The organism is Stenotrophomonas sp. (assembly GCF_059505245.1).
The window spans coordinates 1-14,833 of sequence record NZ_JCACKF010000038.1 but is presented as its reverse complement, the minus strand read 5'-3'; the positions used below and the strand labels follow the sequence as shown (position 1 = coordinate 14,833).

Below are 14,833 nucleotides of genomic sequence, written 5' to 3'. Positions count from 1 at the left end.
TCAGCAGTCCATCGTTCCGTGCGTGCTGCCCTCGTCATCCAGCACGTGCGCATGCAGGATCACCTGGTTGCGGCCAGCCCGCTTGGCGGCATACAGGCCGGCATCGGCGTCTGCCAGCAACTGATCGGCACTGGCCAGAGCCGGCGGATGCAGGTAACCCACGCCGATGCTGATACTGACCGATCCTTCCGGCAACGGCAGCGCTTCCACCGCCTGGCGCAGGCGCTCGGCCAGCGCCAGAACGCCCGACAGCGCGCTTCCGGGCACGATCACCGCAAATTCCTCGCCGCCATAACGTGCGACGCTGTCACCGGCGCGACCGGCGCTCGCCTTCAGTACCGCTGCCACGGCCTGCAGGCAGCGGTCGCCGGCGGGATGGCCGTGGCGGTCGTTGAAGGCCTTGAAATGATCGATATCCAACAGCAGCAGGCCCAGCTCGGTGCCACTGCGCCGTGCGCGGTTCCATTCGGCCAGCAGCAGCGCGTCGAACTCGCGCCGGTTGGCCACGCCTGTCAGGCCATCCTGGCGCGCCAACTGGTCCAGCGAGGCCTGCCGTTCCATCAGGTCCACCTGCAGCAGGATGCTGCGCAGGCCGAACCCCAGCGTCGCCACCACGAAACCGCTCACGGCCAGGGGCCGGGCATGGTCGACCACCAGGGTGCCCACCACCAGCAGCAGCAGCGGCAGGATCATCGGGCCCGCCGCCTGCACCGTGCGCGCCATCCGCGGATGCGGCGTCAGGACCCGCGCCGGTGCCTGGCTGAGTGCGAGCAGCGCCAGCAGCAGGAACGGCAGATCGATCAGCAGATCCGCATAGGCACCGAACGCATCACCGGAGGTGTAGTGGTTGATGTAATACGCCACCAACAGGTAGGTCGCCGCATACATCGCCAGCGCGCGGAAAAAGGTACGCCGCTCGGGAACGTCGCCGGCCAGCCAGCGCACCACCGCGAACACGGCGATGCACAGGTTCTGGATATCGAACATGCGTTGCATGTTGGACAACGCGTGGTCGTCGATGTCAACGCGGGCGGCGAACGACTGCGCGTGCACGAAGAACAGCACGCCCAGCAGCGCCGCCATGGCCGCATCGATCAGGCTGATGCTGACCCGTTCCCGGCGCGCCCTGGCCAGGATGAACACCAGGGGCACACCGTAGAGCACGTAAAGGAACAGGCTTGCGCGAGGTGTGAAATCGGCACGCCCGGCGCCCAGGGCGTCGATCATGTTGAACGCCATGCCGCCGGCCCACAGCAGCAGCGCCAATGCCGTGGCGCGCCACCCCAGTGCCGCGCGGTCGCGGCGGGCCCGCCACAGGCAGGCGGCCGCCGCCAGCAACGGGGCACCGGTCAGGAAAACGAAGGAGCCTACCCCGGCCGGACCAGGCCACAAGGCCAGCACCAGTCCATGGCACAGCACATACAGCAGCGCCAGCACTACCGGCATGCATCCCCCGATCCGCAAGGCCGTCTACGCGCACGATAGCGCGGGGCGACGCCACGAGGGTGTGATCCATCGCTGAAAAAGGGGACGGAGGGGATTAAGTCGTTTGCGGCACAGCGGCAAATGCGACTTAATCCCCTCCGTCCCCTTTTTCCCGGGGGCTCAGCCGTGCAGGGCGCGGGCGTGGTGGGCGATGTGCTCGCCGATGAAGCTGCCAATGAAGTAGTAGCTGTGGTCGTAGCCGGGCTGCAGGCGCAGGGTCAGCGGATGGCCGGCAGCGGCGCAGGCCTCCTGCAGGCGCTGCGGCTGCAGCTGGGTCTGCAGGAACTCGTCCGCCTCGCCCTGGTCGATCAGCAACGGCAGGCGCTCGCTGGCCGCGGCAATCAATGCGCAGGCGTCCCATTGCGCCCAGTCGGCCGGGTTGTCGCCAAGGTAGGCGTGGAAGGCCTTCTGCCCCCACGGAACATGGCTGGGCGCGACGATCGGCGAGAACGCCGACACGCTGCGGTAGCGCCCCGGATTGCGCAGCGCGATCACCAGCGCACCGTGGCCGCCCATCGAGTGCCCGCTGATGGCGCGTGCGCCGGTCGCCGGGAACTCCGCTTCGATCAGCGCCGGCAACTCCTGCACTACATAGTCATGCATGCGGAAGTGCTTCGCCCACGGTGCACGGGTGGCGTTGAGGTAGAACCCTGCGCCCTTGCCCAGGTCGTAGCCTTCGGCATCGGCCACGTCATCACCGCGCGGGCTGGTATCAGGCGCGACAATGATCACGCCGTGTTCGGCCGCATAGCGCTGCGCGCCCGCCTTGGTGATGAAATTCTGCTCGGTGCAGGTCAGTCCGCTCAGCCAGTACAGCACCGGCAGCGTCTGCGTTTCCGCCTGCGGCGGCAGGTACACGGCGAACTGCATGTCGCAGCCCAGCGTGGTCGAATGATGGCGGTAGACGTCCTGCCAGCCGCCGAAACAGGCGCGGTGTTCAATGCGTTCCATGGTGCTCTCCTGCGCGGCGCGTCAGCGCACGCGTGCTTCTGGTAGATGCCGACCTTGGTCGGCTTATCCACGCCCGGCGTGGACGCCTTGGTTGATCAGTTCATCCAGCTGTGCCAGCAGGCGCAGCAACGATTCGACGCCAGGCTGGCCGTCCAGGTTGCGGTACGCCGCCACCGCCACGTCGCTGCGCGGTGGCCACTGGCCGTCGGCGCGGGCTTCGTGCAGGCGCGGCAGGAATACCTGTGCCAGCCAGTGCTCGAACGGCATTTCATCAATGCCGAAGGGCGAGTCCACCACGCGCGGTGGACCCACGCCGCCCTCGACCCAGCCCAGCGCGCGCAGCGCCTGCTCGATCGGGTCGACCAGGGCCGCGCGTGGATCCTCCACACGCGGCCTGCGCAGGGCGTCGAACCAGCCCACGCCGCGGCTCAGTAGTGGACCACCGAACGGATCGACTTGCCTTCATGCATCAGGTCGAAGGCGTCGTTGATCTTGTCCAGGTCCATGGTGTGGGTGACGAACGGGGCCAGTTCGATATCGCCCTTCATCGCATCCTCGACCATGCCCGGCAGCTGGCTGCGGCCCTTCACGCCACCGAAGGCGGTGCCCATCCACTTGCGGCCGGTCACCAGCTGGAACGGACGGGTGGAGATCTCCTGGCCCGAACCGGCCACGCCGATCACCACGCTCTGGCCCCAGCCACGGTGCGCGCATTCCAGCGCCGCGCGCATCACGTTGACGTTGCCGATGCACTCGAAGCTGTGGTCCACGCCCCAGGTGGTCATTCCAACGATGACCTGCTGGATCGGCTTATCGAAGTCCTTCGGGTTGATGCAGTCGGTGGCGCCGAATTCGCGCGCCAGTTCGAACTTGGACGGATTGGTGTCCACCGCGATGATGCGGCCGGCCTTGGCCTGGCGCGCACCCTGGATCACCGCCAGGCCGATGCCGCCGAGGCCGAACACCGCAACGCTGTCGCCCTCCTGCACCTTGGCGGTGTTGTGCACCGCGCCGATGCCGGTGGTGACACCGCAACCGAGCAGGCAGACGTGCTCCGGGTTCGCTTCCGGGTTGATCCTGGCCAGCGACACTTCGGCCACCACGGTGTATTCGCTGAAGGTCGAGCAACCCATGTAGTGGTACAGCGGCTCACCGTTGTAGCTGAAGCGGCTGGTGCCATCGGGCATCACGCCCTTGCCCTGGGTCGCGCGCACGGCCACGCACAGGTTGGTCTTGCCGCTCTTGCAGAACAGGCACTCGCCGCACTCGGCGGTGTACAGCGGAATCACGTGGTCGCCCGGCTTGACGCTGGTCACGCCCTCGCCCACTTCAACCACGATGCCGGCGCCTTCATGGCCCAGCACCACCGGGAACAGGCCTTCCGGATCATCGCCGGACAGCGTGAACGCATCGGTGTGGCAGACACCGGTGTGGGTGATCTTCACCAGCACTTCGCCCTTCTTCGGCGGGGCGACGTCGATCTCGACGATCTGCAGCGGCTGGCCGGGACCAAAGGCGACGGCGGCACGGGACTTCATGGTGGACTCTCCAGAGACAGGCAATGACAGGATGGGCGGCGCCATGTTGCGCCGTCGTTTATTTCAGGTACGAACGGATCAACGCGCTCATGTCGCGCACGCGTTCGGCGCGTTGTTCGTCGGAGGCGGCGGGTTGCCCGAACTCCTCGCGCAGATGGGCCTCCATCACCTCGGACATCAGGCCGTTGACCGCGCCACGGATGGCGGCGATCTGCTGCAGCACCGGCCCGCAGTCGGCGCCAGCTTCCAGCGCGCGGTCCAGCGCATCGCACTGGCCACGGATGCGGCGCACGCGGGCCAGGACCTTCTTCTTCTCTTCGGGGGAGTGCGGCATGATCAGGCCACCTCGAAACTATACTGGGGGATAGTATACACGGGCAACCATCCCGCTCAATCGTGCCGGTTCAATCGAACAAGCCCTCACCCGCCAGCCGCGCCAGTTCATCCACCACATAGCGCACCTTCGGCCGCAGGTGCCGGGTCGGTGGCCACAGCGCATGGATGTCGATATGCCGTTGCATGTGCGCATCCAGCACCGAGTGCAGCGCGCCGGATTCCAGATGTCGGCGTACCAGTGAAATGGGCATCTGGCAGATGCCCAGTCCTGCGATGGCCGCATCGATCACCGCGTCACCATCGTTGAGCTGGTAGGCCGCGTTCGGGATGAACGTTCCCTCGGCATCATCACTGCCAATCCGCCACGCCACCGGTTGCCCATGACGGAAGCCAACGATGCTGCGATGCTGCGCCAGTTCCTCCACGGTCGCAGGCACGCGATGCGCCTGCAGGTACTCCGGCGATGCGCAGGTGACCAGGCGCTGGCGACCCAGCCGCCGCGCCACCAGGTGCTCGGCCTGGTGCAATCCGCCGAAGCGGATCAGCAGGTCGATGCCCTCTTCGACGGGATCGACGAAATGATCGGTGAAGGTCATCGTCAGTTGCAGGTCCGGGTACTGCCGGCACAGGCGCAGCAGCACGGGCAGCACCACCAGCCGCCCGAACGAGGACGGCATGTCGATGCGCAGCCGTCCGCTGGGCAGGCCGGCCGACCCCAGGCAGGCCTCGGCGGCGGAGTTTCTTCCAGCGCCGCCGCGCACGATGCGTAGTACGCCTCGCCGTCGGTGGTCAGCGCGATGCGCCGCGTGGTGCGGTGGAACAGGCGCACGCCCAGCCGCGCTTCCAGCCGGGCGATGGCCTTGCCCACTGCCGAGCGCGAGATGCCCAGCGCCTCGGCAGCCTCGGTGAAGCTGCCTGAGCGGGCCGTGGTAACGAAGGTCACCAGGCCATTCAACGATTCCAGCGGCAGCATCTATCACGCTCCATTGGGGACAAATAGTCCCGCGCCCAGGGAGATCGAAGCGCTTTATGCGTCTGCATGTCAACTCCATCCTGTGTGCATCGCGCCGCTGGCGCCTTCCCCCCACACCGAGATGACCGACATGACCGCCGCCCTGTTCCGCCCCTTCGATCTGGCAGGCACCGCCCTGCGCAACCGCATCGCGATGGCCCCGATGACCCGCGCCCGCAACCCCGGTGCGGTCGCCAACGAACTCACCGCGCAGTACTACCGGCAGCGCGCCAGCGCCGGCCTGATCATCAGTGAAGGCACCCCGGTCTCGCCGCAGGGCCAGGGCTACATCGACGTCCCGGGTATCTGGTCGGCCGAGCAGGTGGCCGGGTGGAAGCTCGTCACCGAGGCGGTGCATGCCGCACAGGGCACGATCTTCGCCCAGCTCTGGCACGTCGGCCGCATGTCGCATTCCTCGCTGCAGCCCGACGGTGGGCAACCGGTCAGCGCCGGTACCCGCCCGGTGGCCAGCGCACCGAAGAACACCTCGTTCGTGTACCTGGACGATGGCAGCCGCGGCCACGCCGATCCCACCCCGGCACGTGCACTGGAGACCGCAGAGATCCCCGGCATCGTCGACGACTTCGTGCGCGGCGCAGAGAACGCCATCGCCGCCGGCTTCGACGGCATCGAACTGCATGCCGCCAACGGCTACCTGTTCGAACAGTTCCTCAATCCGGTCATCAACCAGCGCGAAGATCACTACGGCGGCTCGCTGCCCAACCGCGCGCGCTTGATCCTGGACACCGTCGATGCGATGGCCCAGCGCATCGGTGCGCAGCGCATCGGCGTGCGCCTGGCACCGAACAATCTCACCTTCGACATGCCGTTCTACCCCGACAACGAAGCTACCTATCTGTACCTGGCCGAGGAACTGGGCAAGCGCGGCCTGGCCTATGTGCATCTCAACGACAACCAGCAGGCGGGCCAGTCGGTGCTGGGCGAGGCCTTCCTGCAGCAGTTCAAGCAGGCCTACGGTGGCACCGTGATCCTGGCCGGCGGCATGACCCGCGAACGCGCCCTGCAGCTGGTCGAGGCCGGCACCATCGACCTTGCCGCGTTCGGCCAGCCGTTCATCGCCAACCCGGATCTGGTCGAACGCCTGCAGCGCAACATCGCGCTGGCCACGCCCGACCGCAGCACCTATTACGGGGGCGGCGAGGCGGGCTATCTCGATTACCCGGCCGCAGGCTGATCCCGCACGGGGTCGGATCCCTTTCCAACGGAAAGGGCTCTGACCCCTGCTCGGCGAACAAGGAGTCAGAGCCACGCTGCGCGCGGATCCGACCCCGGCCTTCAGGCGTCCTCGCGCACGTAGGCGAACGACTCGTCCAGCCGCTCGAAGCCGATCACTTCAGCGACGATGGCCTGTGCCTCGTCTTCGCTGAAGTTCCCTTCTTCAATATCGTCAACGCGGGCGAACAGCCGCTGCAATGCCGCGTACTGGTCGCCGCGCAGGAAGGAATGGTGAGTCTGCAGCCAGCACTGCAGATTCCCGGCCAGCTCGCCGTGCGACAGCAGTGTGTACGGCCGCTGGTAGTCGGCAACCGCTTCGACCATCTTGCGGAACACGAAATCCTGGTAGCTGGCGGCCAGCACGTCGGCACGGTCGTCGTCATGCCACACCATCACCACCGGCGGTTCGCTGAAACCGGGCGCGTTGCTCCAGAAACAGTAACTGTCACCCGCGCCGGTCCGCGCAAAGGGCAGCAACTGCAGGTCAGTGCGCAGGGGATTGTAATGATCCTCCGCGGTCAGCTCCTGCCACGCCTCGAGCAGTTCATCGTGTTCCAACGGCTCATAGTCCTGGGCGTACAGCAGCACCGGCGGTTCCGCCTGCAGCGCCGGGAATACCACCTCGGACCATTCCGGATGGGGAGCACCCCAGCTCAACCGACCCGCTGCATGCAACTGCTTGAACAGGGGCGGGAAGGTCTGGCCGGTGGCCTGTTCGATGCCGGATAGCGCGCTCATGGATGTCCTTGTCGATCGAGACCGCCCAGCTTGCCCGAATCCGCGCAGGAGATGAACCGGCAGCACCACGCGGCAGGACTAGACTGCGACCACCGGATGCCGCCCATCGCTACCATGAACGCCACTGCCCACAGCTTCATCGTCAACATGGACGTGCCCGACCTGGCCGCCGCCGAAGACTTCTACATCCGGGCCTTCGGCCTGCGCATCGGCCGCCGTCTCGGCCCGGGCGCCGTGGAGCTGCTCGGTGGGCCAACGCCGCTCTACCTGCTGCACAACGACGCCGGCAGCGCCGCCACGGAAGACGGCGACGTGCGCGACTACGAGCGTCATTGGACGCCGCTGCACCTGGACTGGGTGGTGGATGACATTGAAGCCGCGCTGGCACGTGCAGTTGCGGCCGGGGCGACACTCGAGCAGTCCGTGCGCGAGCGTCGCTGGGGACGCATCGCCGTACTGGCCGATCCGTTCGGGCATGGCTTCTGCCTGATCCAGTTCAGTGGCGAAGGCTACGATGCGCTGGTTGAATGACCGGCGCGCCGTTCACCACGGCAACGGCACTGCTTCGCCGTTGGCGCGCTCGCCGTAGTACAGCGAAGGCAGCAGCCGCGACAGGAAACTGAACTCCGTATAGCAGTGCCTGAGCAGGCCCAGGCCGACCGCGTCGCCGGCATCGCGACGCGGATCGGCGCTATCCAGGCCGAGCACGAAGCGGCTGCGCAGCACGCAGCCAAACGGCGTATCGCGCGCCACATGCAGCATCTGCCCATCGCAGGGATCGCCCTGTACATCCAGACGCACGTGATCACCGAAGCCGATGCGCGCGGCGATCACCGCCGATACATGGCCTGCATCCTGTGCCGCCTGCAGGCGTTCGGGCACCAGCAAGGTGCGCGGGTCATGGAACTTCAGGCGCGCCGCCACCGGCGGAATGTCAGCGAGCGATTCCACCGCATGGATGCTGGCGCCGTGGTAGCTGCGCCCGCGCTGCCAGGCCGCGTCCCAGCCGCGATGCTCGACATGATCGACCGGATGCCACCAGCGGATGTGCTGGGTGGTCTCGAAGAAGGTGAACCACCAGTCCAGCATGCGGCCCTTGCAGCCGTGCAGATCGGTGCGCACCGCCACCAGCAGCGTGCCGTCTTCGCGGCGCTGGATGCCGGTTTCCAGATGCATCGGCGCCGGGTCCAGCAGATCGTGGTGGTCCAGCCAGGGGCGAGCGTTCACAGCGGTATCCATGGGGGTCTTCTACAGGTTGGGAGACCCGACAATACGGAAACGCATACCGTTTCGCAATTAACCGGATGCGGTAAGATGGGCGCAATGAACAGCACCACCCTGCCCGCGACCACATCACCGACCCGCCGCCGTGGCCGCCCTGCGCGACCGGAAGCCGAAGTCCGCCACGCGGTGCTGCAGGCGACGCTGGAGCTGCTGCTGGCACAGGGTTACGAGGCCACCACCATCGAAGCGGTGGCGGCGCATGCCGGGGTAGCGAAGAAAACCGTGTACCGCCATGCCAGCAACCGCGAGGAACTGGTCGGGTTGGCGGTGCGCGAGTGGACCGACGGCTTCGCGCCACAGCTGCAGCGTGATGCGCGCAATGCCCAAGAGGTCGTGCCGTTGCTGCAGGACATCCTGCACGCGGTGTGCACGCAGGCGCTATCGGCGCAGGCGGTGCAGGTGTTTCGCCTGCTGGCCACCGATTTCCCCGGCAAGGACGCGCTGCTGCAGGCCTACCTCGACAACGGCATCGAACGCGGCCGTGCGCTGCTGGCCGACTGGCTGGCACGTCAGCAGCAGCGTGGACTGCTGCGCGAGGGAGATTCCGCATGCATGGCGCGGCTGATCCTGGCGATGGCCGTGGCCGAGCCGCTGCGTGAACGCGTGATCGGCGTGGTGGCCGAGGATGCGCCGGTGGAGATGCATCTGCGTGAGTGCGTGGCGTTGTTGGCGCCGGTGTTGCAAGGGCCGTAGCGTGGTGCCATCCACGCATGGCCTGGATCTACCGGCCGATGTCGATTCGTTGATCGGCAACGCCCTGCCCCGGCAGGTGCCGACCGTTGGTTGGCAATGGCCTGCCCCGGTGGGTGCCGACCGTTGGTCGGCACCACGTCATCCATCGCAACTCACTCGCGCAACATATCCACGAACGCACGCAACGCGCCCGGCATCTGCCGCTGCTTCGGGTAGTACAGCGCGAAGCCGGCAAACGGCTCGCTCCAATCTTCCAGCACCGCCACCATCTGCCCCGATTCGATGTACGGCCTTGCCGTGTCTTCCAGCACGTACGCCAGGCCGATGCCATCCAGAACGGCGCGCACGATCGTGCCCTGCTCGCACAGGGTCAACCGCCCGGGCACGTCGATCTCCAGCGCCTGCCCATCGCGCTCGAACTGCCACTTGTACAGGTGCCCACTGGCGAAGCGGAAGCGGATGCATTCGTGCGCGGCCAGGTCGCGCGGATGCTGCGGTGCCGGCCGACGCCGCAGGTAGTCCGGCGAGCCGACGATCAGCCCGCGCAGCGGCGGCCCCATCGGCACCGCCACCATGTCCTCCGGCACGAACTCATGCAGGCGCACGCCGGCGTCATAGCCCTCGGCGACGATGTCGACCAGGCCGTCATTTTCGGTCAGCTCCACCCGCACGTCGGGATGGGCGTGCAGGAAGCGCGCCAGCCGCGGCCCCAGCTGGGTCGGTACCGCCGCGCGGGTGGCGTTGATCCGCAGCAGGCCGGCCGGAGCGGCGCGGAAGTGGTTCATTTCTTCCAGTGCGTCGTGCACCTGCCCCAACGCCGGCTGCAGGCGCTCCAGCAGGCGCTGCCCGGCCTCGGTCAGGGCCACGCTGCGGGTGGTGCGATGGAACAGGCCCACGCCCAGCCGCTCTTCCAGCGCGCGGATCGCATAGCTTACCGCCGAGGTCGACAATGCCAGTTCGGCACCGGCGCGGCGGAAGCTGCGATGGCGGGCGACTGCGGCAAACGCGGCCAGATGGGTCAGGTTGTCAGTGGCCATTGTGCAGTTTCACTTGATGAATCATGCCGATATCCGCGCTTCTTGCCGCTGGTTGCGGGGCGTATTGTAAAACGCCTTTCGATAAACCCTGCCAAGGATTCCCCCATGTCCCTCGCCCGTGGTTACGCCGCCCATTCCCATACCGACCCGCTGGTCCCGTACGAGTTCGAACGCCGCGCGGTCGGCCCGGACGACGTGCGCATCGAGATCCTCTACAGCGGCATCTGCCATTCCGACCTGCACCAGGCCCGCGATGACTGGGGTGGCTCGATCTACCCGATGGTGCCGGGCCACGAGATCATCGGCCGGGTGACCGAAGTCGGCAGCAACGTCACCCGCTTCAAGGTCGGCGACCACGCCGGCGTCGGCTGCATGGTCGACTCGTGCCGCCACTGCGACGCCTGTGAGCACGATCTGGAGCAATATTGCGCCGAAGGCGCGACCTGGACCTACAACGGCCGTGAACGCGAAACCGGCGCGCCGACCTACGGCGGCTATTCCGACCACGTGGTGGTCGAGCAGCGCTTCGTGGTGAAGGTGTCCGACACCCTCGACCTGAAGGCGGCCGCCCCGCTGCTGTGCGCCGGCATCACCACCTGGTCGCCGCTACGCCACTGGAAGGTCGGCCCGGGGCAGAAGGTGGGCGTGATCGGTCTCGGTGGCCTTGGCCACATGGGCGTGAAGTTCGCCAAGGCACTGGGCGCGCACGTCGTGATGATCACCACCACGCCGGAAAAGGGTGCCGATGCCAAGCGCCTGGGCGCCGATGAGGTACTGGTCTCGCGCGATGCCGCGCAGATGAAGGCGCACGCCGGCAGCTTCGACTTCCTGCTCAACACCATCCCGGTCGGCCATGACACCAACCCGTACATGGGCCTGCTCAAGCGCGAGGCCACCATGTGCCTGGTCGGCGTGCTGACCGAACTGGACCCGCCGCTGACCGGCGGCAGCGTGATCTTCGGCCGCAAGCACCTGACCGGCTCGGCAATCGGCGGCATGGCCGAAACCCAGGAAATGATGGACTTCTGTGCCGAGCACGGCATCGTCAGCGACGTCGAGATCATCGACATCAAGAACGTCAACGAAGCCTGGGAACGCATGGCGAAGAACGATGTGCGCTACCGCTTCGTGATCGACATGGCGACGATGCAGAACGCCGCCTGATCCAGGGCAGATGCGAAAAAGAAAAACCCCGGCAATGCCGGGGTTTTTCTTCTGGTAGTGCCGGCCGCTGGCCGGCAACCCCATACATCTGCCGGCCAGCGGCCGACACTACCGCAATCCACTCAGTACGCGAACTCGCGGAACACCGGATCGACGTCGCCGTGCCAGCGGCCATGGAACAGCGCCAGCTTGCGCTCGGCCGGGGTCAGGCCGGATTCGACGATCTCCTGCAGCACGTCCAGGAACTTGCTCTCGTCCTGGCCGTCGGCATTGCGCGCCGCACGGCGCCTGAGGCCTTCGACGGAAATCTTCACCGCTTCGCGGGCCAGGTCGCGCACCGTGCCATTGCGGAACGGCAGGTTCATCGCATGCTTCGGCACGCCGTCGCGCAGTGCATGGCGCTCGGCCAGGGTGAAATCGCGTACCAGGTCCCAGGCGGCATCCAGTGCGGTGTCGTCATACAACAGGCCCACCCAGAATGCCGGCAGCGCACACAGGCGGCTCCACGGGCCACCATCGGCACCGCGCATTTCCAGGTACTTCTTCAGGCGCACTTCCGGGAACGCGGTGGTCATGTGGTCCGACCAGTCGCGCAGCGTCGGCAGCGCACCCGGCAGCACCGGCAGCCTGGCCTGCATGAAATCGCGGAAGCTCTGCCCGCTGGCGTCGTGGTAGATGCCATCGCGGTAGGAGAAATACATCGGCACGTCGAGCAGGTAGTCGACATAGCGCTCGTAACCAAAACCATCCTCGAACACGAAGTCGAGCATGCCGGTGCGGTCGGCGTCGGTGTCGGTCCAGATGTGCGAGCGGTAGCTCAGGTAGCCGTTCGGCTTGCCCTCGGTGAACGGCGAATCGGCGAACAGCGCGGTGGCGATCGGCTGCAGCGCCAGCGACACGCGGAACTTCTTCACCATGTCCGCTTCGGTGGCGTAGTCCAGGTTCACCTGCACCGTGCAGGTGCGGGTCATCATGTCCAGGCCCAGCGAACCGACCTTGGGCATGTACGAGCGCATGATCTTGTAGCGCCCCTTCGGCATCCAGGGCATTTCATCGCGCTTCCACTTCGGCTGGAAGCCCATGCCGAGGAAACCCAGCTGCAGTTCGCCGGCCACCTGTGCCACTTCGTTGAGGTGGGTGCCGGTCTCCACGCAGGTCTGGTGGATGGTCTCCAGCGCCGCGCCGGACAGTTCCAGCTGTCCAGCCGGTTCCAGCGTCACCGAGGCACCGTCGCGCAGCAGCGCGATCGTGTTGCCGTTTTCCTGCACCGGCTCCCAGCCGAAGCGGACCAGGCCGTTGAGCAACGCTTCGATGCCGCGCTCGCCCTCGAAGGTCGGCGGGCGCAGGTCATCCAGGCGGAACCCGAACTTCTCGTGCTCGGTGCCGATGCGCCACTGCGCGCGGGGCTTCTCGCCGGAGGCGATCACCTCCACCAGCTGCGAGCGGTCGGTAATGGGGGTATCGGCGACGTGGCTGGGGCTCGACAAGGGGAAGGCTCGCTGGACGGTGGCGGGGGATGTGGGGCTCGCGGCCTTCCATCGCAAGGGCGCACTATAGCGTGGCACCCCGTTGCGTCATGCGACGGTGACGGGTTTCAGCATCCTACCGACGCCCTCTTGACCCTCGTACACTCGGCGTCATGAACCGTCATTCGCGACACCCCGAACTGCACCGCTCCGAGCGCGTCGGCTGGTTGCGTGCCGCCGTGCTGGGGGCCAACGATGGCATCGTCTCGGTGGCCGGCCTGGTGGTCGGCGTGGCGGCCAGCGGCGCCTCCGCCACCACTATCCTTGCCACCGGCGTGGCCGGCACCGTGGCCGGCGCGATGTCGATGGCCGCCGGCGAGTATGTGTCGGTGCAGACCCAGGCCGACACCGAAGCGGCCGACCTGGCAATGGAAAAGCGCGAGCTGCGCGAAGACCCGCACAGCGAGCTGGAGGAGCTGGCCGCGATCTACCGCCACCGCGGCCTGGAGCCTGCATTGGCCCGGCAGGTGGCCGAACAGCTTACCGCCCACGATGCACTGGGTGCCCACGCCCGCGATGAGCTGGGCATCACTGACACCCTGCGCGCGCGCCCGCTGCAGGCGGCGCTGGCCTCGGCCGGTGCGTTCACCTGCGGTGCGGCGCTGCCGGTGCTGACCGCCCTGCTCGCGCCGACCGACAAGGTTGCGTTGATGACCACGGCCAGCACCCTGCTCGGCCTGTGCCTGACCGGCGCGGTGGCGGCCCAGGCCGGGGGCGCACCGCCTGTACGCGGCGCGGTCCGGGTGATGTTCTGGGGCGCGCTGGCGATGGCTGCGGCGGCCGGCGTCGGTCGCCTGTTCGGTGCCCAGGTGTCATGACCGGCATGCTGCCAGCGGCCACTGCGTTACTGGCCGAGATGGCCAGCCTGGCCGGCTGCGGGCGCGCCGAGGGCTATGCCTGCATCACCGCACGCCGCGAGCATGGCGCCAGCTCGGTGGAGGTTCCGCAACCGCAGTTCGCGATCCTGCTGGAAGGCCGCAAGCAGGTACGTACCGCACACCAGTCGCTGACGTTCGTTCCCGGCGACATCCTGCTGCTGACCCAGCGGTGCCGCATCGACGTGGTCAACACCCCCGATCCCTGCAGCGGCCGCTACCTCAGTGCCATCGTGCCGCTCTGCACCGAAGTGCTGGCGGCGGCGCGTACGCTCTGGAATGAAGAGCTTCCCGCCCCCGGCCAGGCGATGGCGCGACTGCCGTTGATCGACCATGGCGCGGTGCTGCGCCAGTGGCGGCAATCGCTGCAGGACGGCCGTTACAGCGACGCGCGGCTGGCCCTGGCCTCGCTGGTGCTGACCCTGTGCCGACAGGGCCATGGCAACCTGCTGCTGCCGCAGGCGCCGAGCCTGGGCGAACAGATCCGCGACCGCATCGCCGCCGAACCAGCACGCGACTGGCAATCACGCGATGTGGAAGAACAGTTCGCGCTGAGCGGCGCGACCCTGCGCCGTCGCCTGGCGGCCGAGGACACCAGCCTGCGCCAGCTGCTCACCGAGGCCCGGCTGGCACATGGCATGCAGCTGCTCTACACCACCGACCTGCCGTTGAAGACCGTGGCCGCACGCGCGGGCTACCGGTCTGCGGCCAGTTTCAGCAAGCGCTTCGCCGAGCAGTACGGGCTGGCTCCCACAGACATTTGAGGGGGTTCGGCAGGGCTTGCAGCCCTGCACCTGCTCAATGCAACGGCAACGGCAACGGCCAAAGCCAGAGCCAGAGCCAGAGCGGCATTCCGTGGGAGGGCGGGACGGTGTGGGTGGGCAGGACACGCCGTAAACCCATCCATGGGGGCTCGATGGCGCCATCCATGGCGCCAACGGTCCTGCCCACCCACACC

15 protein-coding genes and 1 pseudogene are annotated in these 14,833 nt (G+C 67.3%); 6 read left to right on the top strand and 10 right to left on the bottom strand.

Going from position 1 to position 14,833, the window contains the following annotated elements:
• The 6 genes and pseudogenes from AC5JLE_RS15195 to AC5JLE_RS15170 form a co-directional block, all read right to left on the bottom strand.
• Complete coding sequence (locus AC5JLE_RS15195; protein ID WP_049408786.1) at positions 1-1,446, bottom strand: GGDEF domain-containing protein; 1,446 nt, start codon at positions 1,444-1,446, stop codon at positions 1-3.
• A 159-nt stretch (positions 1,447-1,605) separates the two neighbouring features.
• Complete coding sequence (gene fghA / locus AC5JLE_RS15190; RefSeq protein WP_049408785.1) at positions 1,606-2,436, bottom strand: S-formylglutathione hydrolase; 831 nt, start codon at positions 2,434-2,436, stop codon at positions 1,606-1,608.
• Between the two features lie 63 nt (positions 2,437-2,499).
• Complete coding sequence (locus AC5JLE_RS15185; RefSeq protein WP_241884209.1) at positions 2,500-2,856, bottom strand: YqcC family protein; 357 nt, start codon at positions 2,854-2,856, stop codon at positions 2,500-2,502.
• An 8-nt stretch (positions 2,857-2,864) separates the two neighbouring features.
• On the bottom strand, positions 2,865-3,974 hold the full coding sequence (locus AC5JLE_RS15180) for an S-(hydroxymethyl)glutathione dehydrogenase/class III alcohol dehydrogenase (protein WP_262216806.1): 1,110 nt from the start codon (positions 3,972-3,974) through the stop codon (positions 2,865-2,867).
• A gap of 58 nt (positions 3,975-4,032) precedes the next feature.
• Positions 4,033-4,308: a formaldehyde-responsive transcriptional repressor FrmR gene (gene frmR, locus AC5JLE_RS15175; RefSeq protein ID WP_005411009.1), complete on the bottom strand. Its 276-nt coding sequence runs from the start codon at positions 4,306-4,308 to the stop codon at positions 4,033-4,035.
• 70 nt (positions 4,309-4,378) lie between these two features.
• A pseudogene (locus AC5JLE_RS15170) lies at positions 4,379-5,283 on the bottom strand (LysR family transcriptional regulator).
• 130 nt (positions 5,284-5,413) lie between these two features.
• Between AC5JLE_RS15170 and AC5JLE_RS15165 the strand changes: the two are divergent.
• Positions 5,414-6,517 carry an alkene reductase gene (locus tag AC5JLE_RS15165; RefSeq protein WP_197561721.1) on the top strand — a complete coding sequence of 368 codons (1,104 nt, stop codon included), beginning with the start codon at positions 5,414-5,416 and terminating at the stop codon, positions 6,515-6,517.
• A 101-nt stretch (positions 6,518-6,618) separates the two neighbouring features.
• Here AC5JLE_RS15165 and AC5JLE_RS15160 read toward each other — a convergent pair whose 3' ends face one another.
• Positions 6,619-7,296, bottom strand: coding sequence for an SMI1/KNR4 family protein (locus AC5JLE_RS15160; protein ID WP_241884206.1), 678 nt, complete (start codon positions 7,294-7,296; stop codon positions 6,619-6,621).
• Between the two features lie 114 nt (positions 7,297-7,410).
• Between AC5JLE_RS15160 and AC5JLE_RS15155 the strand changes: the two genes are divergently transcribed.
• A complete protein-coding gene (locus tag AC5JLE_RS15155) occupies positions 7,411-7,827 on the top strand; it encodes a VOC family protein (RefSeq protein WP_014648391.1) in 417 nt (138 codons plus the stop codon).
• Positions 7,828-7,839: 12 nt separating this feature from the next.
• Here the strand turns inward: AC5JLE_RS15155 and AC5JLE_RS15150 are convergent, their stop codons facing one another.
• Positions 7,840-8,535, bottom strand: a complete 696-nt coding sequence (locus tag AC5JLE_RS15150) for a DAPG hydrolase family protein (RefSeq protein ID WP_049440661.1) — start codon at positions 8,533-8,535, stop codon at positions 7,840-7,842.
• A 75-nt stretch (positions 8,536-8,610) separates the two neighbouring features.
• On the opposite strand from AC5JLE_RS15150, the gene AC5JLE_RS15145 reads away from it, so the two are divergent.
• A complete protein-coding gene (locus AC5JLE_RS15145) occupies positions 8,611-9,273 on the top strand; it encodes a TetR/AcrR family transcriptional regulator (protein ID WP_049408781.1) in 663 nt (220 codons plus the stop codon).
• A gap of 152 nt (positions 9,274-9,425) precedes the next feature.
• Here the strand turns inward: AC5JLE_RS15145 and AC5JLE_RS15140 are convergent, their stop codons facing one another.
• Complete coding sequence (locus tag AC5JLE_RS15140) at positions 9,426-10,310, bottom strand: LysR family transcriptional regulator (protein ID WP_032960689.1); 885 nt, start codon at positions 10,308-10,310, stop codon at positions 9,426-9,428.
• Between the two features lie 105 nt (positions 10,311-10,415).
• Between AC5JLE_RS15140 and AC5JLE_RS15135 the strand changes: the two genes are divergently transcribed.
• On the top strand, positions 10,416-11,474 hold the full coding sequence (locus AC5JLE_RS15135) for an NAD(P)-dependent alcohol dehydrogenase (RefSeq protein WP_014648395.1): 1,059 nt from the start codon (positions 10,416-10,418) through the stop codon (positions 11,472-11,474).
• Positions 11,475-11,596: 122 nt separating this feature from the next.
• Here the strand turns inward: AC5JLE_RS15135 and AC5JLE_RS15130 are convergent, their stop codons facing one another.
• Positions 11,597-12,961 carry a glutamate--cysteine ligase gene (locus tag AC5JLE_RS15130; protein WP_014648396.1) on the bottom strand — a complete coding sequence of 455 codons (1,365 nt, stop codon included), beginning with the start codon at positions 12,959-12,961 and terminating at the stop codon, positions 11,597-11,599.
• Between the two features lie 152 nt (positions 12,962-13,113).
• On the opposite strand from AC5JLE_RS15130, the gene AC5JLE_RS15125 reads away from it, so the two are divergent.
• Both AC5JLE_RS15125 and AC5JLE_RS15120 read left to right on the top strand, forming a co-directional pair.
• Complete coding sequence (locus tag AC5JLE_RS15125; RefSeq protein ID WP_014648397.1) at positions 13,114-13,818, top strand: VIT1/CCC1 transporter family protein; 705 nt, start codon at positions 13,114-13,116, stop codon at positions 13,816-13,818.
• Positions 13,815-14,639, top strand: coding sequence for a helix-turn-helix transcriptional regulator (locus tag AC5JLE_RS15120; protein WP_069117884.1), 825 nt, complete (start codon positions 13,815-13,817; stop codon positions 14,637-14,639). The genes AC5JLE_RS15125 and AC5JLE_RS15120 overlap by 4 nt, the downstream gene beginning before the upstream one ends.
• Positions 14,640-14,833: the final 194 nt, after the last annotated feature.

Coding starts and splice junctions, on each gene's coding strand:
- AC5JLE_RS15160 (WP_241884206.1), bottom strand. CDS start 7,296: ATGAGCGCGCTATCCGGCATCGAACAGGCCACCGGCCAGACCTTCCCG.
- AC5JLE_RS15125 (WP_014648397.1), top strand. CDS start 13,114: ATGAACCGTCATTCGCGACACCCCGAACTGCACCGCTCCGAGCGCGTC.
- frmR (WP_005411009.1), bottom strand. CDS start 4,308: ATGCCGCACTCCCCCGAAGAGAAGAAGAAGGTCCTGGCCCGCGTGCGC.
- AC5JLE_RS15155 (WP_014648391.1), top strand. CDS start 7,411: ATGAACGCCACTGCCCACAGCTTCATCGTCAACATGGACGTGCCCGAC.
- AC5JLE_RS15140 (WP_032960689.1), bottom strand. CDS start 10,310: ATGGCCACTGACAACCTGACCCATCTGGCCGCGTTTGCCGCAGTCGCC.
- AC5JLE_RS15180 (WP_262216806.1), bottom strand. CDS start 3,974: ATGAAGTCCCGTGCCGCCGTCGCCTTTGGTCCCGGCCAGCCGCTGCAG.
- AC5JLE_RS15135 (WP_014648395.1), top strand. CDS start 10,416: ATGTCCCTCGCCCGTGGTTACGCCGCCCATTCCCATACCGACCCGCTG.
- fghA (WP_049408785.1), bottom strand. CDS start 2,436: ATGGAACGCATTGAACACCGCGCCTGTTTCGGCGGCTGGCAGGACGTC.
- AC5JLE_RS15120 (WP_069117884.1), top strand. CDS start 13,815: ATGACCGGCATGCTGCCAGCGGCCACTGCGTTACTGGCCGAGATGGCC.
- AC5JLE_RS15150 (WP_049440661.1), bottom strand. CDS start 8,535: ATGGATACCGCTGTGAACGCTCGCCCCTGGCTGGACCACCACGATCTG.
- AC5JLE_RS15165 (WP_197561721.1), top strand. CDS start 5,414: ATGACCGCCGCCCTGTTCCGCCCCTTCGATCTGGCAGGCACCGCCCTG.
- AC5JLE_RS15195 (WP_049408786.1), bottom strand. CDS start 1,446: ATGCCGGTAGTGCTGGCGCTGCTGTATGTGCTGTGCCATGGACTGGTG.
- AC5JLE_RS15145 (WP_049408781.1), top strand. CDS start 8,611: ATGGGCGCAATGAACAGCACCACCCTGCCCGCGACCACATCACCGACC.